This is a genomic window from Pseudobacteroides sp., from assembly GCF_036567765.1.
GTDB lineage: Bacteria > Bacillota > Clostridia > Acetivibrionales > DSM-2933 > Pseudobacteroides.
On sequence record NZ_DATCTU010000043.1, the window covers coordinates 17,817 to 35,467 of the forward strand.

Sequence of the window (17,651 nt, forward strand, 5' to 3'; positions counted from 1 at the left end):
TTGTGTGGATATGGTAAAAGTAATTAATGGAAAGGATTAACAGGCAATGTCGGAATTCAAGATAAAATCCGAATATGTACCACGCGGGGATCAGCCCAAAGCTATTGAGCTTTTAGGAAATGGGTTGGTAAAGGGATATAAGCATCAGACGCTTTTAGGCGTTACTGGTTCGGGAAAAACATATACAATTGCAAATGTTATTGAAAAGGTGCAAAAGCCAACTTTGGTAATAGCACATAATAAAACTTTGGCTGCCCAGTTGTGCAGTGAATTCAAGGAGTTTTTTCCTGATAACGCAGTTGAATATTTTGTAAGCTACTATGACTATTATCAGCCGGAAGCTTATATTCCATCAACTGATACCTATATTGAGAAGGACTCATCAATAAACGATGAAATAGATAAATTGCGGCACTCCGCGACAGCAGCACTCTTTGAAAGAAGAGATGTTATTATTGTAGCAAGTGTATCCTGTATTTACGGCCTTGGAGACCCTGAGGATTATACAGATCTTATGCTTTCCTTAAGGCCTGGCATGAGAAAAGACAGGGATGAGGTAATAAGAAAGCTTGTAGACCTTCAGTATGAAAGAAACGAAATAGACTTTAAGAGAAGCAAATTTAGGGCTAAAGGAGATGTGTTGGAGATATTTCCTGCATCGTCATCTGAAAACGTAATCAGGGTTGAGTTTTTTGGTGATGAAATAGAGAAGATTACTGAAATTCATTCGCTTACAGGTGAGATCAAGGGAACTCGTTCACATGTTTCTATTTTCCCAGCATCACACTATGCAACAACTAGAGAAAAGATGGAAAAGGCTCTGGGCAGTATTGAGGAAGAGTTGGATTTAAGACTGAAGGATCTTAAAAGTCAGGGCAAAATACTGGAAGCACACAGGCTTGAGCAAAGGACGAGGTATGACCTTGAGATGCTTCAGGAGGTTGGTTTCTGTCAGGGAATTGAAAACTACTCAAGGCATATCAGTGGACGTGCTCCTGGAAGTGCTCCATACACACTGATGGATTATTTTCCTGATGACTACCTGCTGGTGATAGATGAATCCCATGTCTCCATCCCCCAAATTGGGGCAATGTACAACGGGGACAGGTCTAGAAAAGAAGCACTTGTAGAGTATGGCTTCAGACTTCCTTCTGCTTTTGACAACAGACCGCTTAAGTTTCAGGAATATGAGAAGAGGGTAAATCAGGCCATATATGTAAGTGCCACCCCTGCAAAATATGAAAAGGAGCACTCTTTACAGGTTGTTGAGCAGATTATAAGGCCAACAGGTCTTATTGATCCTGAAGTAATAATAAATCCTATTAAAGGGCAGATAGACAACTTGATAGGCGAAATAAGCGAGAGGGTTAAAAAGGATCAAAGGGTGCTTGTAACCACATTGACAAAAAAGATGGCTGAAGACCTTACCGATTATCTTAAGGAACTGGATTTTAAGGTGAGATATCTGCATTCAGACGTAGATACCCTTGAAAGAATGGAAATTATAAGGGATTTGAGGCTTGGAGTTTTTGACGTGCTTGTAGGTATCAATCTCTTAAGGGAAGGTCTTGATCTGCCTGAGGTTTCACTGGTAGCTATATTGGATGCTGATAAGGAAGGGTTCCTAAGATCGGAAACCTCATTGATCCAGACTATCGGTAGGGCAGCAAGAAATGCTGAAGGCAAAGTCATTATGTACGCCGATAGAATAACAGATTCCATGAGCAAGGCATTGAATGAGACCAATAGAAGAAGAAAGCTTCAAATGGAATACAATGAGCAGCATGGCATAACCCCCACAACAATCAGGAAGGCTGTAAGGAATGTAATAGAAGCTACAAAAGCGGCAGAAGAGGGAGCAGAGTATGGAATCAGCCGTGATGAAGAAACATCAACAAAAGAACAAATACAGGCTCTTATAAACAAACTTTCAAAGGAAATGAAAGAAGCGGCGGTTAATTTGCAATTTGAGAGAGCCGCTGAGTTAAGGGATAAAATTATGGAACTTAAAGACAGGATGGAGAATTGACATTATGGATAGCAAAAGTGGTTGGTCAAAAGGTGTAACTTCGTTTATTAAGGCACACAAGGTTCACTATTTATTGATTTACTTTCTTATTTTTTATGGGGCCTGGACTCTTCACAGAAGTGTTTTGTCACCTATGGTGTATGAAGAATATGCGGGCCCCCCGGGCATTTTATTAAACGGTCTTATTAAGGTTTTTATTTGGGCCGTTCCGGTATTTATGTACATAATATATATTGATGGCAATAAGCCCTTATCTTATCTGAAACTTAACAGCCGTGCACTAATGGGCATTGTCTGGGGACTTGTAATAGGTGGAGCCCTTATAGGTATAAACTTGGGAAAAATGTTCCTCTATGGAAAGAGTTCTTTAAACATGGATTTTGACTTGGATAAAATTATAAATGTTGTATTGGTAACATGTCTGACTGAGGAAATAGTCTTCAGGGGGTTTCTTCTTAATAAAATTGAGGAATTCATAGAGTTTTGGGGAGCAAATATTTTAGTTGCAATACTGTTTGTTACAATTCATTTTCCAATATGGATTATAAACGAGGGCGGCATCACAATTATGAAAGTTATACCGGTAATGGCACTGGGCATATTATTCGGTTATGCATATAAAAAGACTGGCTCACTATGGACTTCCATTATTATTCACGGTGCAAACAATTTTATGGTGGCGGTTATTGGGATAAATTTCTAAACCCATGGTGGCTAAATGCTTCAACTTCCAGTTACAATTGGTAGAGTTGAAGCATTTTTTATTGTGTAAGGGAGTGTGGCGTAAACTAAACCAAGGAATTTTTTTCTTGACGCAGGATGTATAATTGTATACAATAATACAAAGATACATTTTGAATAATCACTTTTGATACATAAAACTTTTCCAAGACAAGTATATATAATAAAATCAATATATTTTAAATCTCAAGTCAGAGAGATCAGATTTCTTTAAATATTAAACAATATAATATTTAAAAAGATTTATATAAATTAAATTTGAAAAGGAGTAAATAACTATGAATGTTGAAAGCTTATACAGCAGTTATTCTGAATTGATAAAGGAGAATAATAACATTGAATCCGAAATGTTTACCAAGTATAATGTAAAACGCGGTTTGAGAAATAATGATGGTACAGGAGTTTTAGTAGGGCTGACAGAAGTTGGGGATGTCCATGCTTACATAATGGATGAGAATGAAAAGGTTCCTGTAGAAGGAAGACTTAGATACCGTGGAGTAGATATATTTGATTTGGTAAAAGGATTCCAGGATGAAAAGCGTCTGGGTTTTGAGGAATGTGTTTATTTATTGCTATTCGGAGAGCTTCCAACAAAGGAAGAACTTGATACATTTTCAGCTTTATTAGGTTCAAGAAGAAAGTTGCCCCGTGCTTTTACCGAGGATATGATTTTAAAAGCACCCAGCAAAGATATTATGAACAAGCTTGCAAGGGCAGTACTGGCTTCTTATTCCTACGACCCCAATCCTGACGATACAAGCGTTGAAAATACTTTGAGACAGTGCATTGACCTCATTGCCAGATTTCCGGCTATGGCTGCCTATGGCTACCAGGCAAAGAGTCATTACCATGACGGTAACAGTTTATTTCTCCACAGCCCTAAAGAGGATATGAGTACTGCGGAGAATATTTTACATATGATACGTCCTGATTGCAAATACACAAGGTCAGAAGTTGAAATTTTAGACCTTCTACTTGTACTTCATGCAGAGCATGGCGGAGGCAACAATTCAACCTTTGCAACCCGTGTTGTTTCATCAAGCGGAACAGATACATATTCAGCTATTGCTGCCGCAATCGGTTCCTTAAAAGGTCCTAAGCATGGTGGAGCAAACATTAAGGTTATGCAAATGATGGAAGATATAAAGGCTAATGTTAAAAAATGGAGTGATGAAGGCGAAGTCAGCGATTATCTTGTTAAGATACTGAATAAGGAAGCAAATGACAGATCAGGTCTTATTTATGGTGTGGGTCATGCAGTTTATACCCTGTCCGATCCCCGCGGAATAGTACTTAAAAAGAAAGCAGAGGAGCTTGCTAAGGAAACAGGCAATGAGGAAGAATACAATCTCTTTACACTTATTGAAAAACTTTCTCCAGAGGTATTTGCAAGGGTGAAAAGATCTGATAAAGTAGTTAGTGCAAATGTAGATTTCTATTCGGGTTTTGTATACAAATCTTTGGGAATTCCTCATGAACTGTATACGCCTCTATTTGCAATATCAAGAATTGCAGGATGGAGTGCCCATCTCCTGGAGGAAATTATAAATGGGGGAAGAATTATACGTCCGGCATATAAAAATGTGCTCGGAAAGGTTGCTTATAAGCCTATGAAGGACAGATAAAATCTTGATTTGGAGGTCATGAAATGAAAGGAACAATTACTGAAAAAATATTGAAGCAGCATCTGGTTGAAGGTGAGTTTGGCATTGGAAATGAAATCGCCATTACAATAGATAATACTTTGACTCAGGATGCAACCGGGACTATGGCATATCTGCAGTTTGAGGCCATCGGAATGGATAGAGTGCAAACAGAATTAAGCGTAAGCTTTGTTGATCATAATACACTTCAGACAGATTTTAAGAACGCGGATGATCATCTCTATCTTCAGTCTGTCGCAAAACGGTATGGACTATACTTTTCCAAACCTGGAAACGGCATTTGTCACCAATTGTTCCTTGAGCGTTTTGCACGTCCGGGGAAAACCCTGATCGGTTCAGATAGTCATACACCTACAGCAGGGGGGATTGGAAGTTTTGCAATGGGTGCAGGAGGATTGGACGTTGCTGCTGCTATGGCTGGAGCACCTTTCAGAATCAAATTCCCGAAGGTTGTTGGGGTTAGACTTACAGGTCAGCTTACAGACTGGGTCTCTGCAAAGGATGTAATACTTGAGGTTTTAAGAAGAATTGATGTTAAAGGCGGCGTAGGAAAGGTTTTGGAATATTTTGGACCAGGTGTTAGTACTCTTTCAGTACCCGACCGTGCAACCATAACAAATATGGGAACAGAAACAGGATGTACCACAAGCATATTCCCAAGTGATGATGTTACCAAGGCTTTCCTTGAAGCACAGGGACGCGGAGACCAATGGTTAGAGCTTATTCCTTCCGATGATGCACAGTATGATGAAATAATCGATATTGACTTAAACACTTTAGAACCGATGATTGCTTTACCTCACAGCCCAGGCAACGTTAAGAAGGTAAGTGAAGTTCAGGGAATAAAGGTGGATCAGGTGGCTGTAGGATCATGCACCAACTCCTCTTTAAGAGATTTAAAGATGGTTGCAAACGCATTAAATGGAAAGACCATAAACGAAAATGTCAGTATGATGGTTAGTCCTGGATCCCGTCAGGTGGTAGAGCATCTTGTAGATAGCGGAGAAATGAAATACCTTGTGCAGGCAGGTGTACGTATGCTGGAAAATTCCTGCGGACCTTGTATAGGTATGGGCTCTGCACCTTGTTCGGCAGGAGTATCTGTTCGTACCTTCAACAGAAACTTTGAAGGAAGAAGCGGCACAAAAGATGCTGCTGTATATCTTGCAAGCCCTGAAGTTGCTGTTGCTGCGGCAATTACGGGAAAGATTACAGACCCGAGGGATTTAGGGGAATGTCCAAAGATTAAGATGCCTGAAAAATTCTTTATTAATGATAATATGACATTAAAGCCACTACCTCAAGAGGATGCAATTAAGGTGGAAATTGTTAGAGGTCCTAATATAAAACCTCTTCCAACCTTTGATAAGCTTCCGGATGTTTTGGAAGGTTCTGCACTTTTAAAGGTGGGTGACAATATAACTACTGACCATATTATGCCTGCAGGTGCAAAAATTCTGCCGTTAAGAAGCAATATTCCCGAGATATCCAAGCATGTTTTTGAAGCGGTTGATGAAAGTTTTTACAAGAGAGCGTTAGAAAGCAGCGGAGGATTCATAATCGGCGGTGAAAATTATGGTCAGGGCTCAAGCCGTGAACATGCAGCGTTAGCACCAAAATACCTTGGAATAAAAGCTGTTATTGTTAAGTCCTTTGCAAGAATTCACCTTGCAAACCTGGTTAACTTCGGGATTGTACCGTTGACATTTAAAGATCCTGCTGACTATGACAGGATTGAATTAAACGATAAGATAGAGATTGCCATTGGAGACCTAAAGGGTGATGTAAAGCTTAAGAATGTTACAAAGGGATTTGAAATAGAGCTAAACCACACATTATCAGATCTGGATGCGGAAATTTTGAAGGTGGGCGGAAAGCTTCCATGGATTAAGGAAAGCGTAAAAAAATAAAAGGATGAATGAAAAAAACCTGCAGTAATGTTCAAAAAGGGCACCTGCAGGCTTTTTCATGTCGTGAGAAATTGTGGTGTGATTAAGATAATATTGAAATAAAGGGGCAAAAAATCGTCAGATTAAAAAGGTCCTGATAATTCTCAATTTAGTAAAGCACTAAAGAAATTTGATTATGCCCATAAAGAGGTTGCAAAAGTCCTTATAGATACAGAGCAGGATAGAAAAGAAATTTTTGACATTCTTAAGGCATCTCCATTTTCCATTCCGGATAAATATTTTAAATACAGGTATAATCACGACGTTTTTAGCTATGAGCAGTTAGCACCGCGGGAAAACCCAGAAACCCAGTTGTGCCATAATGAAAACCATATTAGTCTTTTTAGGCTGGAACTTGCTGAAATTAAGAAACTGTTTCTGAGCGGGAGCTACCTTCAGGGAGTGAAAAAATACAAAGACATTTGGAAGGCGGAGCATAATCTCCTGCTCTCAAATAATATAGAAATTTTCGACAGCCTCATGTCTTTAAGTGTTCTAAGGTCAGTTATAAATTTTTATGATGAAAATAAAAATTTATTTAGAAAAGACGATCCGAAAGATCTTTATCACATAACTGGTAATATCACCTCAAAAATTGACAGTAGCTTTAGCTCAAGCTTTGCAAAGGAGTACAGGATTGTTTTACACAATTTGGAGCTTACAAGATCCAAATGGCCTTTTTTTGACTATTATAAAATCTGCAGGCTTTTCCATGACAAGTATTATGATCTGTCACAGTGCATAAAAGATTCAAAGTATAAAATGAGAACGACGAGGTTTGATTTAACACCGGATAAGTTTTTGGAAAATCCTGTGGGTAACTATGGTGCATACATATCTTTAAATCTATATGACGGCATTCTTAAAAGCGTTTGGGAAACAAAGGATATGGTTGATAAATTCAACGAAATCACGAACTGATGTTTGCAATTTTTTGTACATCTGATATAATATATTAGATTATTAACACACTTATTATATTGATTATTTATTGCCGGAAATGTTGAGGTGAATATATGTTAAGAGATAAAATATTTATAAAAGGTGCCAGAGAACACAATTTGAAGAATATAGATGTTGTTATTCCTAGGGATAAGTTTGTTGTTATAACCGGAATCAGCGGTTCGGGAAAGTCTTCACTGGCTTTTGATACCATATATGCAGAAGGGCAGAGGCGGTATGTGGAATCCCTTTCTTCCTATGCAAGGCAGTTTCTTGGACAGATGGAAAAGCCAGATGTTGATTACATTGACGGACTATCTCCTGCCATATCCATAGATCAGAAGACTACCAGCAGAAATCCAAGATCAACTGTTGGTACCGTTACAGAAATACATGATTATCTAAGGCTTCTATATGCAAGGATAGGTGTACCTCACTGTCCGAAGTGCGGTAAGGAAATTTCCCAACAGACAGTGGATCAGATGGTAGACCATATAATGTCCTTTGAAGAGGGAACAAGGATTCAGCTTTTGGCTCCTGTGGTCAGGGGGAGGAAGGGAGAGTATCACAAGCTTATTGAGGATGCTAAGAAGAGCGGTTTTGTTAGGGTAAGGATAGATGGAGAGGTCAAGGATCTTAATGAAGAGATCAAAATGGACAAGAATAAAAAGCATACTATTGAAGTAGTTGTTGACAGGCTTGTAGTTAGACCAGATATTCAAAAAAGACTGTCTGAGTCTGTTGAGACTGTCCTACATCTGGCTGGAGGAATTTTGCTTGTTGATGTGATTGGTAAGGAAGAAATCCTTTTCAGCCAGAATTTTGCATGCAGTGATTGCGGCATAAGCATAGAAGAGCTTGAGCCTAGGATGTTTTCATTTAACACACCCTATGGGGCATGTCCTGAATGCAGCGGTTTGGGAACCATACTAAAGATTGACCCTGATCTTATTGTGCCTGATAGGTCAAAGTCCATGGCAGATGGTGCTATAAGAGTCGGAGGCTGGAATGTAGAGAATGGGGACGGTTATTCAAGGATGTATGTAGATGCCTTGTCAAAGCATTACAAGTTCAGTCTCAATACGCCTATTTGTGATCTCCCGGACCATATTGTAGATATAATACTTTACGGCACCAAGGGTGAAAAAATCAAGATAAATTATACGAGGGAATATGGAAGCGGGTCTTTTGTGGCTCCTTTTGAAGGTATCATCAGAAGTATGGAAAGGCGTTATAAAGAGACCCAGTCGGAAACCATGAAGCAGTATTATGAAGACTTCATGAGCAATAATCCGTGCCATGAGTGTCACGGTGCCAGACTAAAAAAAGAGGCATTGGCTGTTACCGTTGGAGATAAAAACATTAATGATATCAGCAAGATGGCAATATCTGATGCCAAGAAGTTTTTCAATGAACTGGAGCTATCGGATAAGCATAAGGCTATCTCAAACCAGATAATGAAAGAGATAAATGCAAGGATAGGCTTTTTAGTGGATGTAGGTCTGGACTACCTTACACTAGCCAGGGCAGCAGGAACGCTTTCAGGCGGTGAAGCACAGAGAATAAGGCTTGCCACTCAAATAGGTTCAGGCCTTATGGGTGTTTTGTATATTTTGGACGAGCCAAGTATAGGTCTTCACCAGAGAGACAACGAACGGCTTCTTAAGACATTAAAACGACTCAAAGACATGGGGAATACTCTAATTGTGGTAGAGCATGATGAAGACACTATGTATGCAGCGGATCATATAATTGACATTGGTCCTGGTGCAGGAGTCCACGGCGGCAACATTATTGCCGAGGGGACTGTTGAGGAGATAAAAAATAGTGAAGATTCTATGACTGGGCTGTACCTTAGTGGAAGAAGGAAGATTACAACGCCTGAAAAACGCAGGGCTTCCAACGATAAATACGTAGAAATAGTGGGTGCAAGAGAAAACAATCTTAAAAATATAAATGTTAAATTTCCACTCAGTGTTTTTACTTGTATTACTGGGGTTTCGGGCTCCGGTAAAAGCTCACTTATAAATGAAATACTATATAAAAAATGTGCCTCTGAGCTCAACAGGGCAAGGCTGAGACCCGGTGATCATGATTATGTCAATGGCCTTGAGCACCTGGAAAAGGTAATAGATATAGATCAGTCCCCTATAGGCAGAACACCAAGATCAAACCCTGCAACATATACCGGAATGTTTGATCTTATAAGGGAGGTTTTTAGCGAAACCACCGAATCAAAGATGAGGGGCTACAAGACGGGGCGATTCAGCTTCAATGTAAAGGGTGGTAGATGCGAAGCATGCAGCGGGGATGGTATCATAAAGATCGAGATGCACTTTTTGCCCGATATATATGTTCCATGTGAGGTCTGCAAGGGCAAGAGATACAACAGAGAGACCCTTGACGTAAAGTATAAGGGTAAAAACATTGCAGAGATTCTGGATATGACTGTAGAAGATGCCCTCGAATTCTTCAAAAACATTCCAAGGATTCAAAAAAAGCTGCAGACTCTATTTGATGTAGGCTTGGGATACATTAAAATTGGACAACCTTCTACTACACTATCCGGGGGCGAAGCCCAAAGGATAAAGCTTGCAACTGAGTTATCCAAAAGAAGCAACGGAAGCACCATGTATATTCTGGATGAACCTACCACAGGACTCCATATAGCCGATGTCCACAAGCTTATTGAAATACTCCAAAGGCTTGTTGATGCAGGAAACACAGTTATAGTCATCGAACATAACCTGGATGTCATAAAGACTGCGGATTATATAATTGATCTTGGGCCTGAGGGGGGGCATAGAGGTGGTTATATTGTGGCGGAAGGCACTCCCGAGGATATTATTAAGATTAGTGAGTCTTATACTGGTCAATTCCTTTCAAAAGTGCTTAATCCACAATAAATAGTCCTAAAGTATATAGATTGTTAATTTATAATATAGATGAACACTTTGATCATTTTAATGGTTGAAGTGTTTTGTTTTATTCCCCGGAAATGACTAAATGTCAATATTAATATTTTGTAATTCTATTGTTAAATTTCTGTTAAGTTTTGTTGTATTGGATTTAACAATAATATATAATCAACGAGGAACAATTGATTTAATTTTTACGGAAGAAGGGAAATAATTATGTTTAGGGTTTCGCGAAAAGAGGAAATATTTTTTGATTATTTTGTTGCGACAGCAGAGAATGCTTGTAAAGCCGCTGAACTGCTTGAACAGTTGATGTTAAATTATGTTAATGTTCAAGACAAGGTGAAGGCAATTGAAGAGACAGAGCATGAATGTGACAAGCAGGTACACAAGATTCTTCAACAGTTAAACAGATCATTTATCACTCCGATCGACAGAGAAGACATCAATTTGATTGCAAAGGAATTGGACAATATTACCGACAGTATCGAATCAACAGCACATAGGTTTAACATGTTTAATGTGCAGTCCATACCTGAGGATGCAAAGAAGCTTGCTAAATTGATTACAGCTTGTACTAAAGAAGTAAAAGCTCTTATGGTTGAACTGAAAGATATGAAAAAGAGCAAAAAGATAGCAGAAAAGATTATTGAGGTTAATAGATTGGAAAATGAAGCAGATGATATATTCAGGTCTGCTGTAACCAAATTGTTTTTAATGGAAAAGGATTGCCTTGAAGTTATTAAGTGGAAGGAAATTTATGATTACCTTGAGAACACCCTTGATGTTTGTGAGGATGTGGCAAATATAGTAGAAGGGGTTGTTATGAAACATGCTTAGTCTTGCGATTATAGTTGTTATTCTTGCATTAAGCTTTGACTTCATAAATGGTTTTCATGATACAGCGAATTCCATTGCCACATCAGTATCAACAAGAGTTTTATCACCGAGAACAGCAATTTTTATGGCAGCAGTTCTTAACATAGCAGGAGCACTTGTAAGCACTAGGGTTGCTAAGACTGTATCCAAGGAAATAATCAATGATGATATGATTAAGGTGGTCGGCGGTGATAAGGGGGTTATGTATGTAGTTATAGCATCCCTGGCAGCTGCAATAATATGGAATCTGGTTACTTGGTACTTTGGAATCCCAAGCAGTTCATCCCATGCATTATTCGGAGGTATGATCGGATCATCTGTTGCATACATCGGTTCAATGGCTGTTTTAAAGTGGTATGAGGCACCACAGGCGGGCCATTTCTTTTTCCAGGCAAAAGGAATTCTTTTTAAAATAATTATCCCTCTTTTTACATCACCTCTCATAGGTTTCTTACTAGGGTTTTTGGTAATGAAATTCCTATACTTAATTCTAAGAAAGTTCACACAACACTCTGTAAATACTATATTCTCCAAGCTTCAGATTGCTTCAGCAGGTATAATGGCGTTTGCTCATGGCGGAAATGATGCACAGAAATCCATGGGTATTATAACCCTTGCACTTATTGCTGCAGACATGAACGGAGGAAGTAAAGATGTAACACTTCCGGTTGTTATAGCATGTGCACTAGCAATGGGTATAGGTACATCCCTTGGAGGGTGGAGAATAATAAAGACTATGGGAGTCAATATGATCAGGCTGGCACCGATAAATGGGTTTGCAGCTGAGACCGGTGCTGCAATCGTTATCGAGACGATGACACGATTAGGTGCTCCTGTCAGTACAACTCATATAATTTCAACATCGATAATGGGTGTTGGTGCTGCAAAGAGATTGTCTGCCGTTAGATGGGCATTGGCAAGAAGTATACTTGGAGCATGGGTATTGACAATACCTATAACTGCTATATTGGGGGCAGTAATTGTATTAGGATGTAAGATTGTATTAGGCATATAGAACTTATATAATTATAAATTTTCTAAGGGGATATTAAAATTTTATTTGTGAATACATACTTTTAAAAACAATACAAACAATATTTTCATATATACAATATAATAAAAAAGACCTATGTAATCAAAAGATATAGATTTATCGATAATAACATAGGTTTTTTTATGTATCTGGAGTTAAATTGCTTTATTTATCATATGTAAATATAGTTAATTGCGTATAGATTAGACCGGAAACAAATTGTGTGATATACTTATCATAATATATTATTAATTAACACATATTCGGAAAAATTTAAACGATTTTATGTTGTGTTTTCGCTGCAGTAGATAGGAGATGGTTAAAATGATGATGTGTTCAATTTGTAAAGAAAACTTCGCGGTTGTCTACATGACTAAGTTAATAGATGGAAAACAGGTTCAGGAAGGACTTTGCTTGACATGTGCGAAAAAACAAGGCGTTCAACCAATAAATCAGCTATTGGATCAAACAGGAATGACTGAGGAAGATATTGATAATCTAAATAAACAGGTTGGAAACCTTTTTGAGAACATGGAGTTTACCGATTTGAATTCGCTCCAAAACTCACAAGAAAAGCCTTCAGGACAATCAAATCCTTTTTTCAATTTTATAAACAAGGCTTTCAGCAAAAATGAGGATGGGTCAGACATGGGTAAAGAACATCAGAAAGAGCCATTCGAAGACAAGGAAAGTAAAAACAATACAAAAACAAAAACTCAGGAAAAGAAGAACCTAAAGAAAAAGAAATATCTTGATTTATATGGAACAAACCTGACTGAGCTTGCAAAAGAAAATAAACTGGACAGAGTAATAGGAAGGTATCGTGAAATTGACAGGGTAGTTCAGATTCTTAATAGAAGGACAAAAAATAATCCTGTACTAATTGGTGAACCTGGAGTAGGAAAGACGGCAATTGCTGAGGGCTTGGCTGTCAGGATTGCTGAAAGGCAGGTTCCTGCAAAGCTCTTTAATGTTGAGGTTTATCTCCTTGACTTGACAGGAATTGTAGCGGGAACTCAGTTCAGAGGTCAGTTTGAAAGCCGTATGAAGGGTATTATTGATGAGGTGAAATCATTAGGAAACATCATTCTCGTAATTGATGAACTCCATAATATAATGGGGGCAGGGGAAGCAGAAGGTGCCATGAATGCTGCCAATATATTAAAGCCAGCATTGGCAAGAGGCGAAATCCAGGTTATTGGAGCTACAACCCTTAAGGAATACAGGAAGCATATAGAAAAGGATTCAGCTTTAGAAAGAAGATTCCAACCTGTTCTTGTTGATGAGCCCTCAGTTGAAGAGACAATTGAGATACTAAAAGGAATAAGGAATTATTACGAAGACTATCATATGGTAAAAATATCCGATACTGTTCTGGAAGCAGCAGCTAGATTGTCGGAAAGATATATAACTGAAAGGTTCCTGCCCGATAAGGCAATTGACGTGATTGATGAAGCCGGTTCACGGGCAAACCTTAAAAACGTTGGTTTGGTTGAGCTTACAGCCCTTAAAGAGGAATTAAAAAAGGTCCAGGAAGAAAAGGAAAACGCTGTATCTGCCGATTCTATTGAGGATTACCAGAAGGCAGCTGATTTGAAGGTAAGAGAATGCAAACTGCTGGAAAATATAAGAGAGATCAAGGAAAAAAATAAGGATGTAGAAATTACTGTAGACGATATTGCATTTGTAATTGAGGCCTGGACAAAAATTCCTGTTCAGAAGCTTACGGAAATTGAGACTGCAAGGCTTTTGAACCTTGAAGAAAGACTTCACAGCAGAGTAATAGGGCAGAATGAAGCTGTAAGCAGCATAGCCAAAACCATTAGAAGGACCCGTGCTGGGTTTAGGAAGAAGAGGAAGCCTGCCTCATTTATTTTTATAGGCCCGACAGGTGTAGGTAAAACAGAGCTTGTAAGGACTCTTGCAGTTGAACTCTTCGGTAGTGAGGAAGCACTGATAAGGCTGGATATGTCCGAGTACATGGAAAAACATACAGTATCAAAGCTCATTGGAGCACCTCCAGGTTATGTGGGATATGATGATGCTGGCCAGTTAACGGAAAAGGTCAGAAGAAAGCCATACTCGGTAATTCTTCTGGATGAAATCGAGAAGGCTCACCCTGATGTCTTCAACATGCTGCTTCAGGTTCTTGAGGACGGAAGACTTACTGACAGCCATGGCAAGGTGATCAGCTTTGAAAATACAGTAATAATAATGACATCCAATGCCGGCACAAATATGAAATCAAACGGCATCGGTTTCTCCAATGAAGGTTATAAGGCACTTGAGGTACAAGTAAGAAGTGTGCTGAAAGAAACTTTCAGGCCTGAGTTTTTAAACAGGGTGGATGAAATCATTGTATTTACCGAGCTCTCCAAGGATGAACTTAAGAAAATCATAGACCTGATGCTTATTGAGGTTGAAGAGGATGTAAGAGCTAACAACATGACAATAACCGTTAGCGATGAAGCTAAGGATTTTATCCTTGAAAAGGGATATGATGTTAAATATGGTGCAAGGCCACTTAGGAGGACAATACAAAAATACATTGAAGATGAACTGGCGGAGGCATTCTTAAAAGGCGTTTTTAAAGAAGGAAGCGGAATATGTGTTGATGTAGAGCAGGGCGAGATTAAGCTAAAAGACTGCTAATCTTTGATTATAATAACTTAAAAGTCAGTAGGGACGGATTGGAAATTATCAATCTGTCCCTTTTTTATGACCAAATACTATATTTTAGTTATTTCTTGGGAAAACTACTTTTATCGCTAAATAGAAAAATGCATAAAAGGAAGGGTTACTAATGAAAGGAAGAATAATTAATGTATTGCTGGTTTTTACAGGTATTATAGTTTTGATATCTGGTGGTATATGGAACTTTAATGAGAATAGCAAAAACAATGAAAAACATGAGCAGAGTAAGGAAGATACAAGCGTAAGCATTCCAGCTCAGTACAGGTTTCCGGCTGAATTTGACAAGCAGCAGGCCATTTGGATGCAGTGGCCTTCAGAGGTTTATAACCAGGCAAGCCGTCCTGTAGTCCCTGTTATGCTTAAAATTATAAAAGCATTTGCACCTTATATAAGGGTAAATATTGCTTCCCGTAATGTGGATGAAATCGTACAGGGGAGAAATTTGCTGAAGCAAAGCGGGTACACAGGCACAAATGTGCACTTCTATGTAATAAATCATATGTCTATATGGGCACGGGACGTAGGCCCCATTTTTGTAAAGGATGTTGAGAATAAGCTAAGGGTTGTAGATTTCAAGTTTAATAACTACAGTCGTGGAGGAAGTCAGTATTATATTGATGTAGAAAATCAAGTGGACGCACTAACTGCCAAGATTTACGGTTTTCCTGTAATAAAGTCAAGCTTGATATCTGAAGGCGGTGCCATAGAGTCAAACGGCAGAGGCACTATAATGTTAACAGAGTCGGTTTTATTAAGACGCAATCCCAACATGGCAAAGCAGCAGATTGAAGATGAGTTTAAAAGGGTTTTAGGGATAAAAAAAGTTATATGGCTCAAGAAAGGACTTGCAGAGGATGACAATATAACCAGCGGGCATATTAATGAAATAGCCAGATTTGCAAGTCCCAACACTATATTGCTTGCATATGTTAAGTCAGGGGACAGGTATTTGAATGATTACTCCAAGGAGTCATATCTTCGTATGGAAGAAAACTATAACATACTTAAAAATTCTACCGACCAGGACGGGAAGCCCTTCAGAATAATAAGGGTTCCTGTTCCTCCAACGCTTTATAACGTAAGGGATAGTGCGGGAAGATTGCCTATCCGAAGTTATTTGAATTATGCAGTATCAAATGGAGTGGTAGTTATGCAGACTTACTGGAGGCAGGGACGTTCAAGTTCACTAAAGGAGACCGAAGATGGTGTTAAGGAAATTTTAAAGGGAGTATACCCTGGACGTGAGGTTATAGGAATAGACACTGAGAGCCTCAACCTTTGGGGTGGCGGAATACATTGCATAACCCAGCATATGCCTGCAAATTAAGAAAGTTAATATGCAATTTGAAAGAATAGTGATAAAAAAGCAGCAGTTGATGTATACGACTGTTGCTTTTTTATCATTATTGCTTATGCATAAGGATTTGGAAAACTGATTGGTCTAATTATCCCAGTAAAGTAGGTTCAAGAACATATTTACAAGCTTTGTTTGTTCTTCAAGCTCCTCTAATGGAACAACTCCATAGAAAAATCCACTAATACCTCTTGATTCTAGTGTCCATAAAAATGCTTTTAATTTAGGATACCTATCTAAGCTGCTATGAAAATAAAAGATCATATTGATGTATAAAGGATTAATAGCTTTCGCAAAAAACTCTATACATTATATCTCTCCTTAAATAAGGATAAGTTCCTTGTGAATGCATCCTTTTTTGTCTGAAATAGGTCTGTCCTTTCCAATACCTCACATATAGTTGTCATAATTAGCTTCTTGTCGCTTTCAATCATAAGGTTGTCTATATCTTCAATATCTTTTGGATCCATTCGTATGATCTTACTGACTATAATATCTTCACGTGACAGTATATAGATATCAAGGTATTTAAACTCCTCAAGCCTAATATACATGCAGACCCTCCAAGGAAATAAACTTCAAAGGAAGGAACATCAAGAGCTTTTGCTACTTCGTCCATATTTTTCAGAGTCTCCACCATACAATCATAATTGCAAGCCATAAATGTACCTCAATAGAAATGAATTATATATTTAAAGTCATTGTTGTTGCATAAAAAAATTTAATAAAAATCAACTGTAATATTTACCTGTAGAAAGAAGAAAGCCCCTTTGTTAATGTCAAGTGGGTTCGCCAGCAAGCAGCCACAATAATTAACAAAGGAGCTAACAATATGGTTGATTGTACTACAGTTTTCGAAACTTTAACAGGCTTTTTGCCTAAGAACATATTGGAAAAAGCCGTTGAGGAGACCAATGCAGAACACGGAACAAAGAAATTTACTGTTCTTCGGCAACTTAATACGATGATGTATGCACACTTTACAGAGAAAGTAAGTCTTAGAGCTATTCAAGATGGAATAACTGCTGATAAGAAGCTTCAAGAACATACAGAAACCATTAGTGCATCACAAATATCTCGTGTAAATATTAATAGGGATACCAATGTGTTTAAAATGATATTTGAAGCTACACTTGCCAAGGTTAAAAAGCATAATATTATAAGTATAATTCCAGGAAGCTAGGGCATTCTCAAAGTACTCTTTTTCACAGCTGCAACAGGACTTGGCTCATAAGAAGCCTCCTCCAGAATGTGGGGGAAAACAGTTTAATTGGAAACAAGAATTTGAAGCAGTTCTGCAGTTGTATAAAGTAGATTAATCGTATTAAGTTTTTAAATTTTATAGTGTTCAGCCTTAAGAGGCTACTCTCTTTTTCTCTTGCACTACCCATTATTTTCTTATAGGTGCAAGGTATACCAGTAAAGTATTTACATTGACTTTTTGTTGG

At 38.3% G+C, this 17,651-nt stretch carries 12 protein-coding genes; 11 read left to right on the top strand and 1 reads right to left on the bottom strand.

Going from position 1 to position 17,651, the window contains the following annotated elements:
- Positions 1–46 precede the first annotated feature (46 nt).
- The 10 genes from uvrB (at position 47) to VIO64_RS07555 (ending at position 16,176) form a co-directional block, all read left to right on the top strand.
- Entirely contained in the window at positions 47–2,029 is a 1,983-nt protein-coding gene (gene uvrB, locus VIO64_RS07510; protein ID WP_331916740.1) for an excinuclease ABC subunit UvrB, read from the top strand.
- 4 nt (positions 2,030–2,033) lie between these two features.
- On the top strand, positions 2,034–2,732 hold the full coding sequence (locus tag VIO64_RS07515; RefSeq protein WP_331916742.1) for a type II CAAX endopeptidase family protein: 699 nt from the start codon (positions 2,034–2,036) through the stop codon (positions 2,730–2,732).
- A gap of 316 nt (positions 2,733–3,048) precedes the next feature.
- Positions 3,049–4,395, top strand: a complete 1,347-nt coding sequence (locus VIO64_RS07520; protein WP_331916744.1) for a citrate/2-methylcitrate synthase — start codon at positions 3,049–3,051, stop codon at positions 4,393–4,395.
- Between the two features lie 23 nt (positions 4,396–4,418).
- Positions 4,419–6,344: an aconitate hydratase gene (locus VIO64_RS07525; protein ID WP_331916746.1), complete on the top strand. Its 1,926-nt coding sequence runs from the start codon at positions 4,419–4,421 to the stop codon at positions 6,342–6,344.
- Between the two features lie 441 nt (positions 6,345–6,785).
- The gene (locus VIO64_RS07530; RefSeq protein ID WP_331916748.1) at positions 6,786–7,304 is read left to right on the top strand and encodes a hypothetical protein; all 519 of its coding nucleotides are present in this window, start codon (positions 6,786–6,788) and stop codon (positions 7,302–7,304) included.
- A 95-nt stretch (positions 7,305–7,399) separates the two neighbouring features.
- Positions 7,400–10,231, top strand: a complete 2,832-nt coding sequence (gene uvrA / locus VIO64_RS07535; protein WP_331916749.1) for an excinuclease ABC subunit UvrA — start codon at positions 7,400–7,402, stop codon at positions 10,229–10,231.
- A gap of 228 nt (positions 10,232–10,459) precedes the next feature.
- Positions 10,460–11,083, top strand: coding sequence for a DUF47 domain-containing protein (locus tag VIO64_RS07540; protein ID WP_331916751.1), 624 nt, complete (start codon positions 10,460–10,462; stop codon positions 11,081–11,083).
- Positions 11,076–12,137, top strand: coding sequence for an inorganic phosphate transporter (locus VIO64_RS07545; RefSeq protein WP_331916753.1), 1,062 nt, complete (start codon positions 11,076–11,078; stop codon positions 12,135–12,137). The genes VIO64_RS07540 and VIO64_RS07545 overlap by 8 nt, the downstream gene beginning before the upstream one ends.
- A 342-nt stretch (positions 12,138–12,479) precedes the next feature.
- On the top strand, positions 12,480–14,807 hold the full coding sequence (locus VIO64_RS07550; RefSeq protein WP_331916755.1) for an ATP-dependent Clp protease ATP-binding subunit: 2,328 nt from the start codon (positions 12,480–12,482) through the stop codon (positions 14,805–14,807).
- A 151-nt stretch (positions 14,808–14,958) separates the two neighbouring features.
- On the top strand, positions 14,959–16,176 hold the full coding sequence (locus tag VIO64_RS07555) for an agmatine deiminase family protein (protein ID WP_331916757.1): 1,218 nt from the start codon (positions 14,959–14,961) through the stop codon (positions 16,174–16,176).
- A gap of 329 nt (positions 16,177–16,505) precedes the next feature.
- Here the strand turns inward: VIO64_RS07555 and VIO64_RS07560 are convergent, their stop codons facing one another.
- Complete coding sequence (locus VIO64_RS07560; protein WP_331916759.1) at positions 16,506–16,757, bottom strand: DUF6036 family nucleotidyltransferase; 252 nt, start codon at positions 16,755–16,757, stop codon at positions 16,506–16,508.
- Between the two features lie 278 nt (positions 16,758–17,035).
- On the opposite strand from VIO64_RS07560, the gene VIO64_RS07565 reads away from it, so the two are divergent.
- Positions 17,036–17,386 carry a DUF4372 domain-containing protein gene (locus VIO64_RS07565; RefSeq protein ID WP_331916761.1) on the top strand — a complete coding sequence of 117 codons (351 nt, stop codon included), beginning with the start codon at positions 17,036–17,038 and terminating at the stop codon, positions 17,384–17,386.
- Positions 17,387–17,651: the final 265 nt, after the last annotated feature.

Bases quoted from the DNA above. Each gene is read 5' to 3' on its own strand.
- uvrB (WP_331916740.1), top strand. From the start codon at position 47: ATGTCGGAATTCAAGATAAAATCCGAATATGTACCACGCGGGGATCAG.
- VIO64_RS07515 (WP_331916742.1), top strand. From the start codon at position 2,034: ATGGATAGCAAAAGTGGTTGGTCAAAAGGTGTAACTTCGTTTATTAAG.
- VIO64_RS07520 (WP_331916744.1), top strand. From the start codon at position 3,049: ATGAATGTTGAAAGCTTATACAGCAGTTATTCTGAATTGATAAAGGAG.
- VIO64_RS07525 (WP_331916746.1), top strand. From the start codon at position 4,419: ATGAAAGGAACAATTACTGAAAAAATATTGAAGCAGCATCTGGTTGAA.
- uvrA (WP_331916749.1), top strand. From the start codon at position 7,400: ATGTTAAGAGATAAAATATTTATAAAAGGTGCCAGAGAACACAATTTG.
- VIO64_RS07540 (WP_331916751.1), top strand. From the start codon at position 10,460: ATGTTTAGGGTTTCGCGAAAAGAGGAAATATTTTTTGATTATTTTGTT.
- VIO64_RS07545 (WP_331916753.1), top strand. From the start codon at position 11,076: ATGCTTAGTCTTGCGATTATAGTTGTTATTCTTGCATTAAGCTTTGAC.
- VIO64_RS07550 (WP_331916755.1), top strand. From the start codon at position 12,480: ATGATGATGTGTTCAATTTGTAAAGAAAACTTCGCGGTTGTCTACATG.
- VIO64_RS07555 (WP_331916757.1), top strand. From the start codon at position 14,959: ATGAAAGGAAGAATAATTAATGTATTGCTGGTTTTTACAGGTATTATA.
- VIO64_RS07560 (WP_331916759.1), bottom strand. From the start codon at position 16,757: ATGTATATTAGGCTTGAGGAGTTTAAATACCTTGATATCTATATACTG.
- VIO64_RS07565 (WP_331916761.1), top strand. From the start codon at position 17,036: ATGGTTGATTGTACTACAGTTTTCGAAACTTTAACAGGCTTTTTGCCT.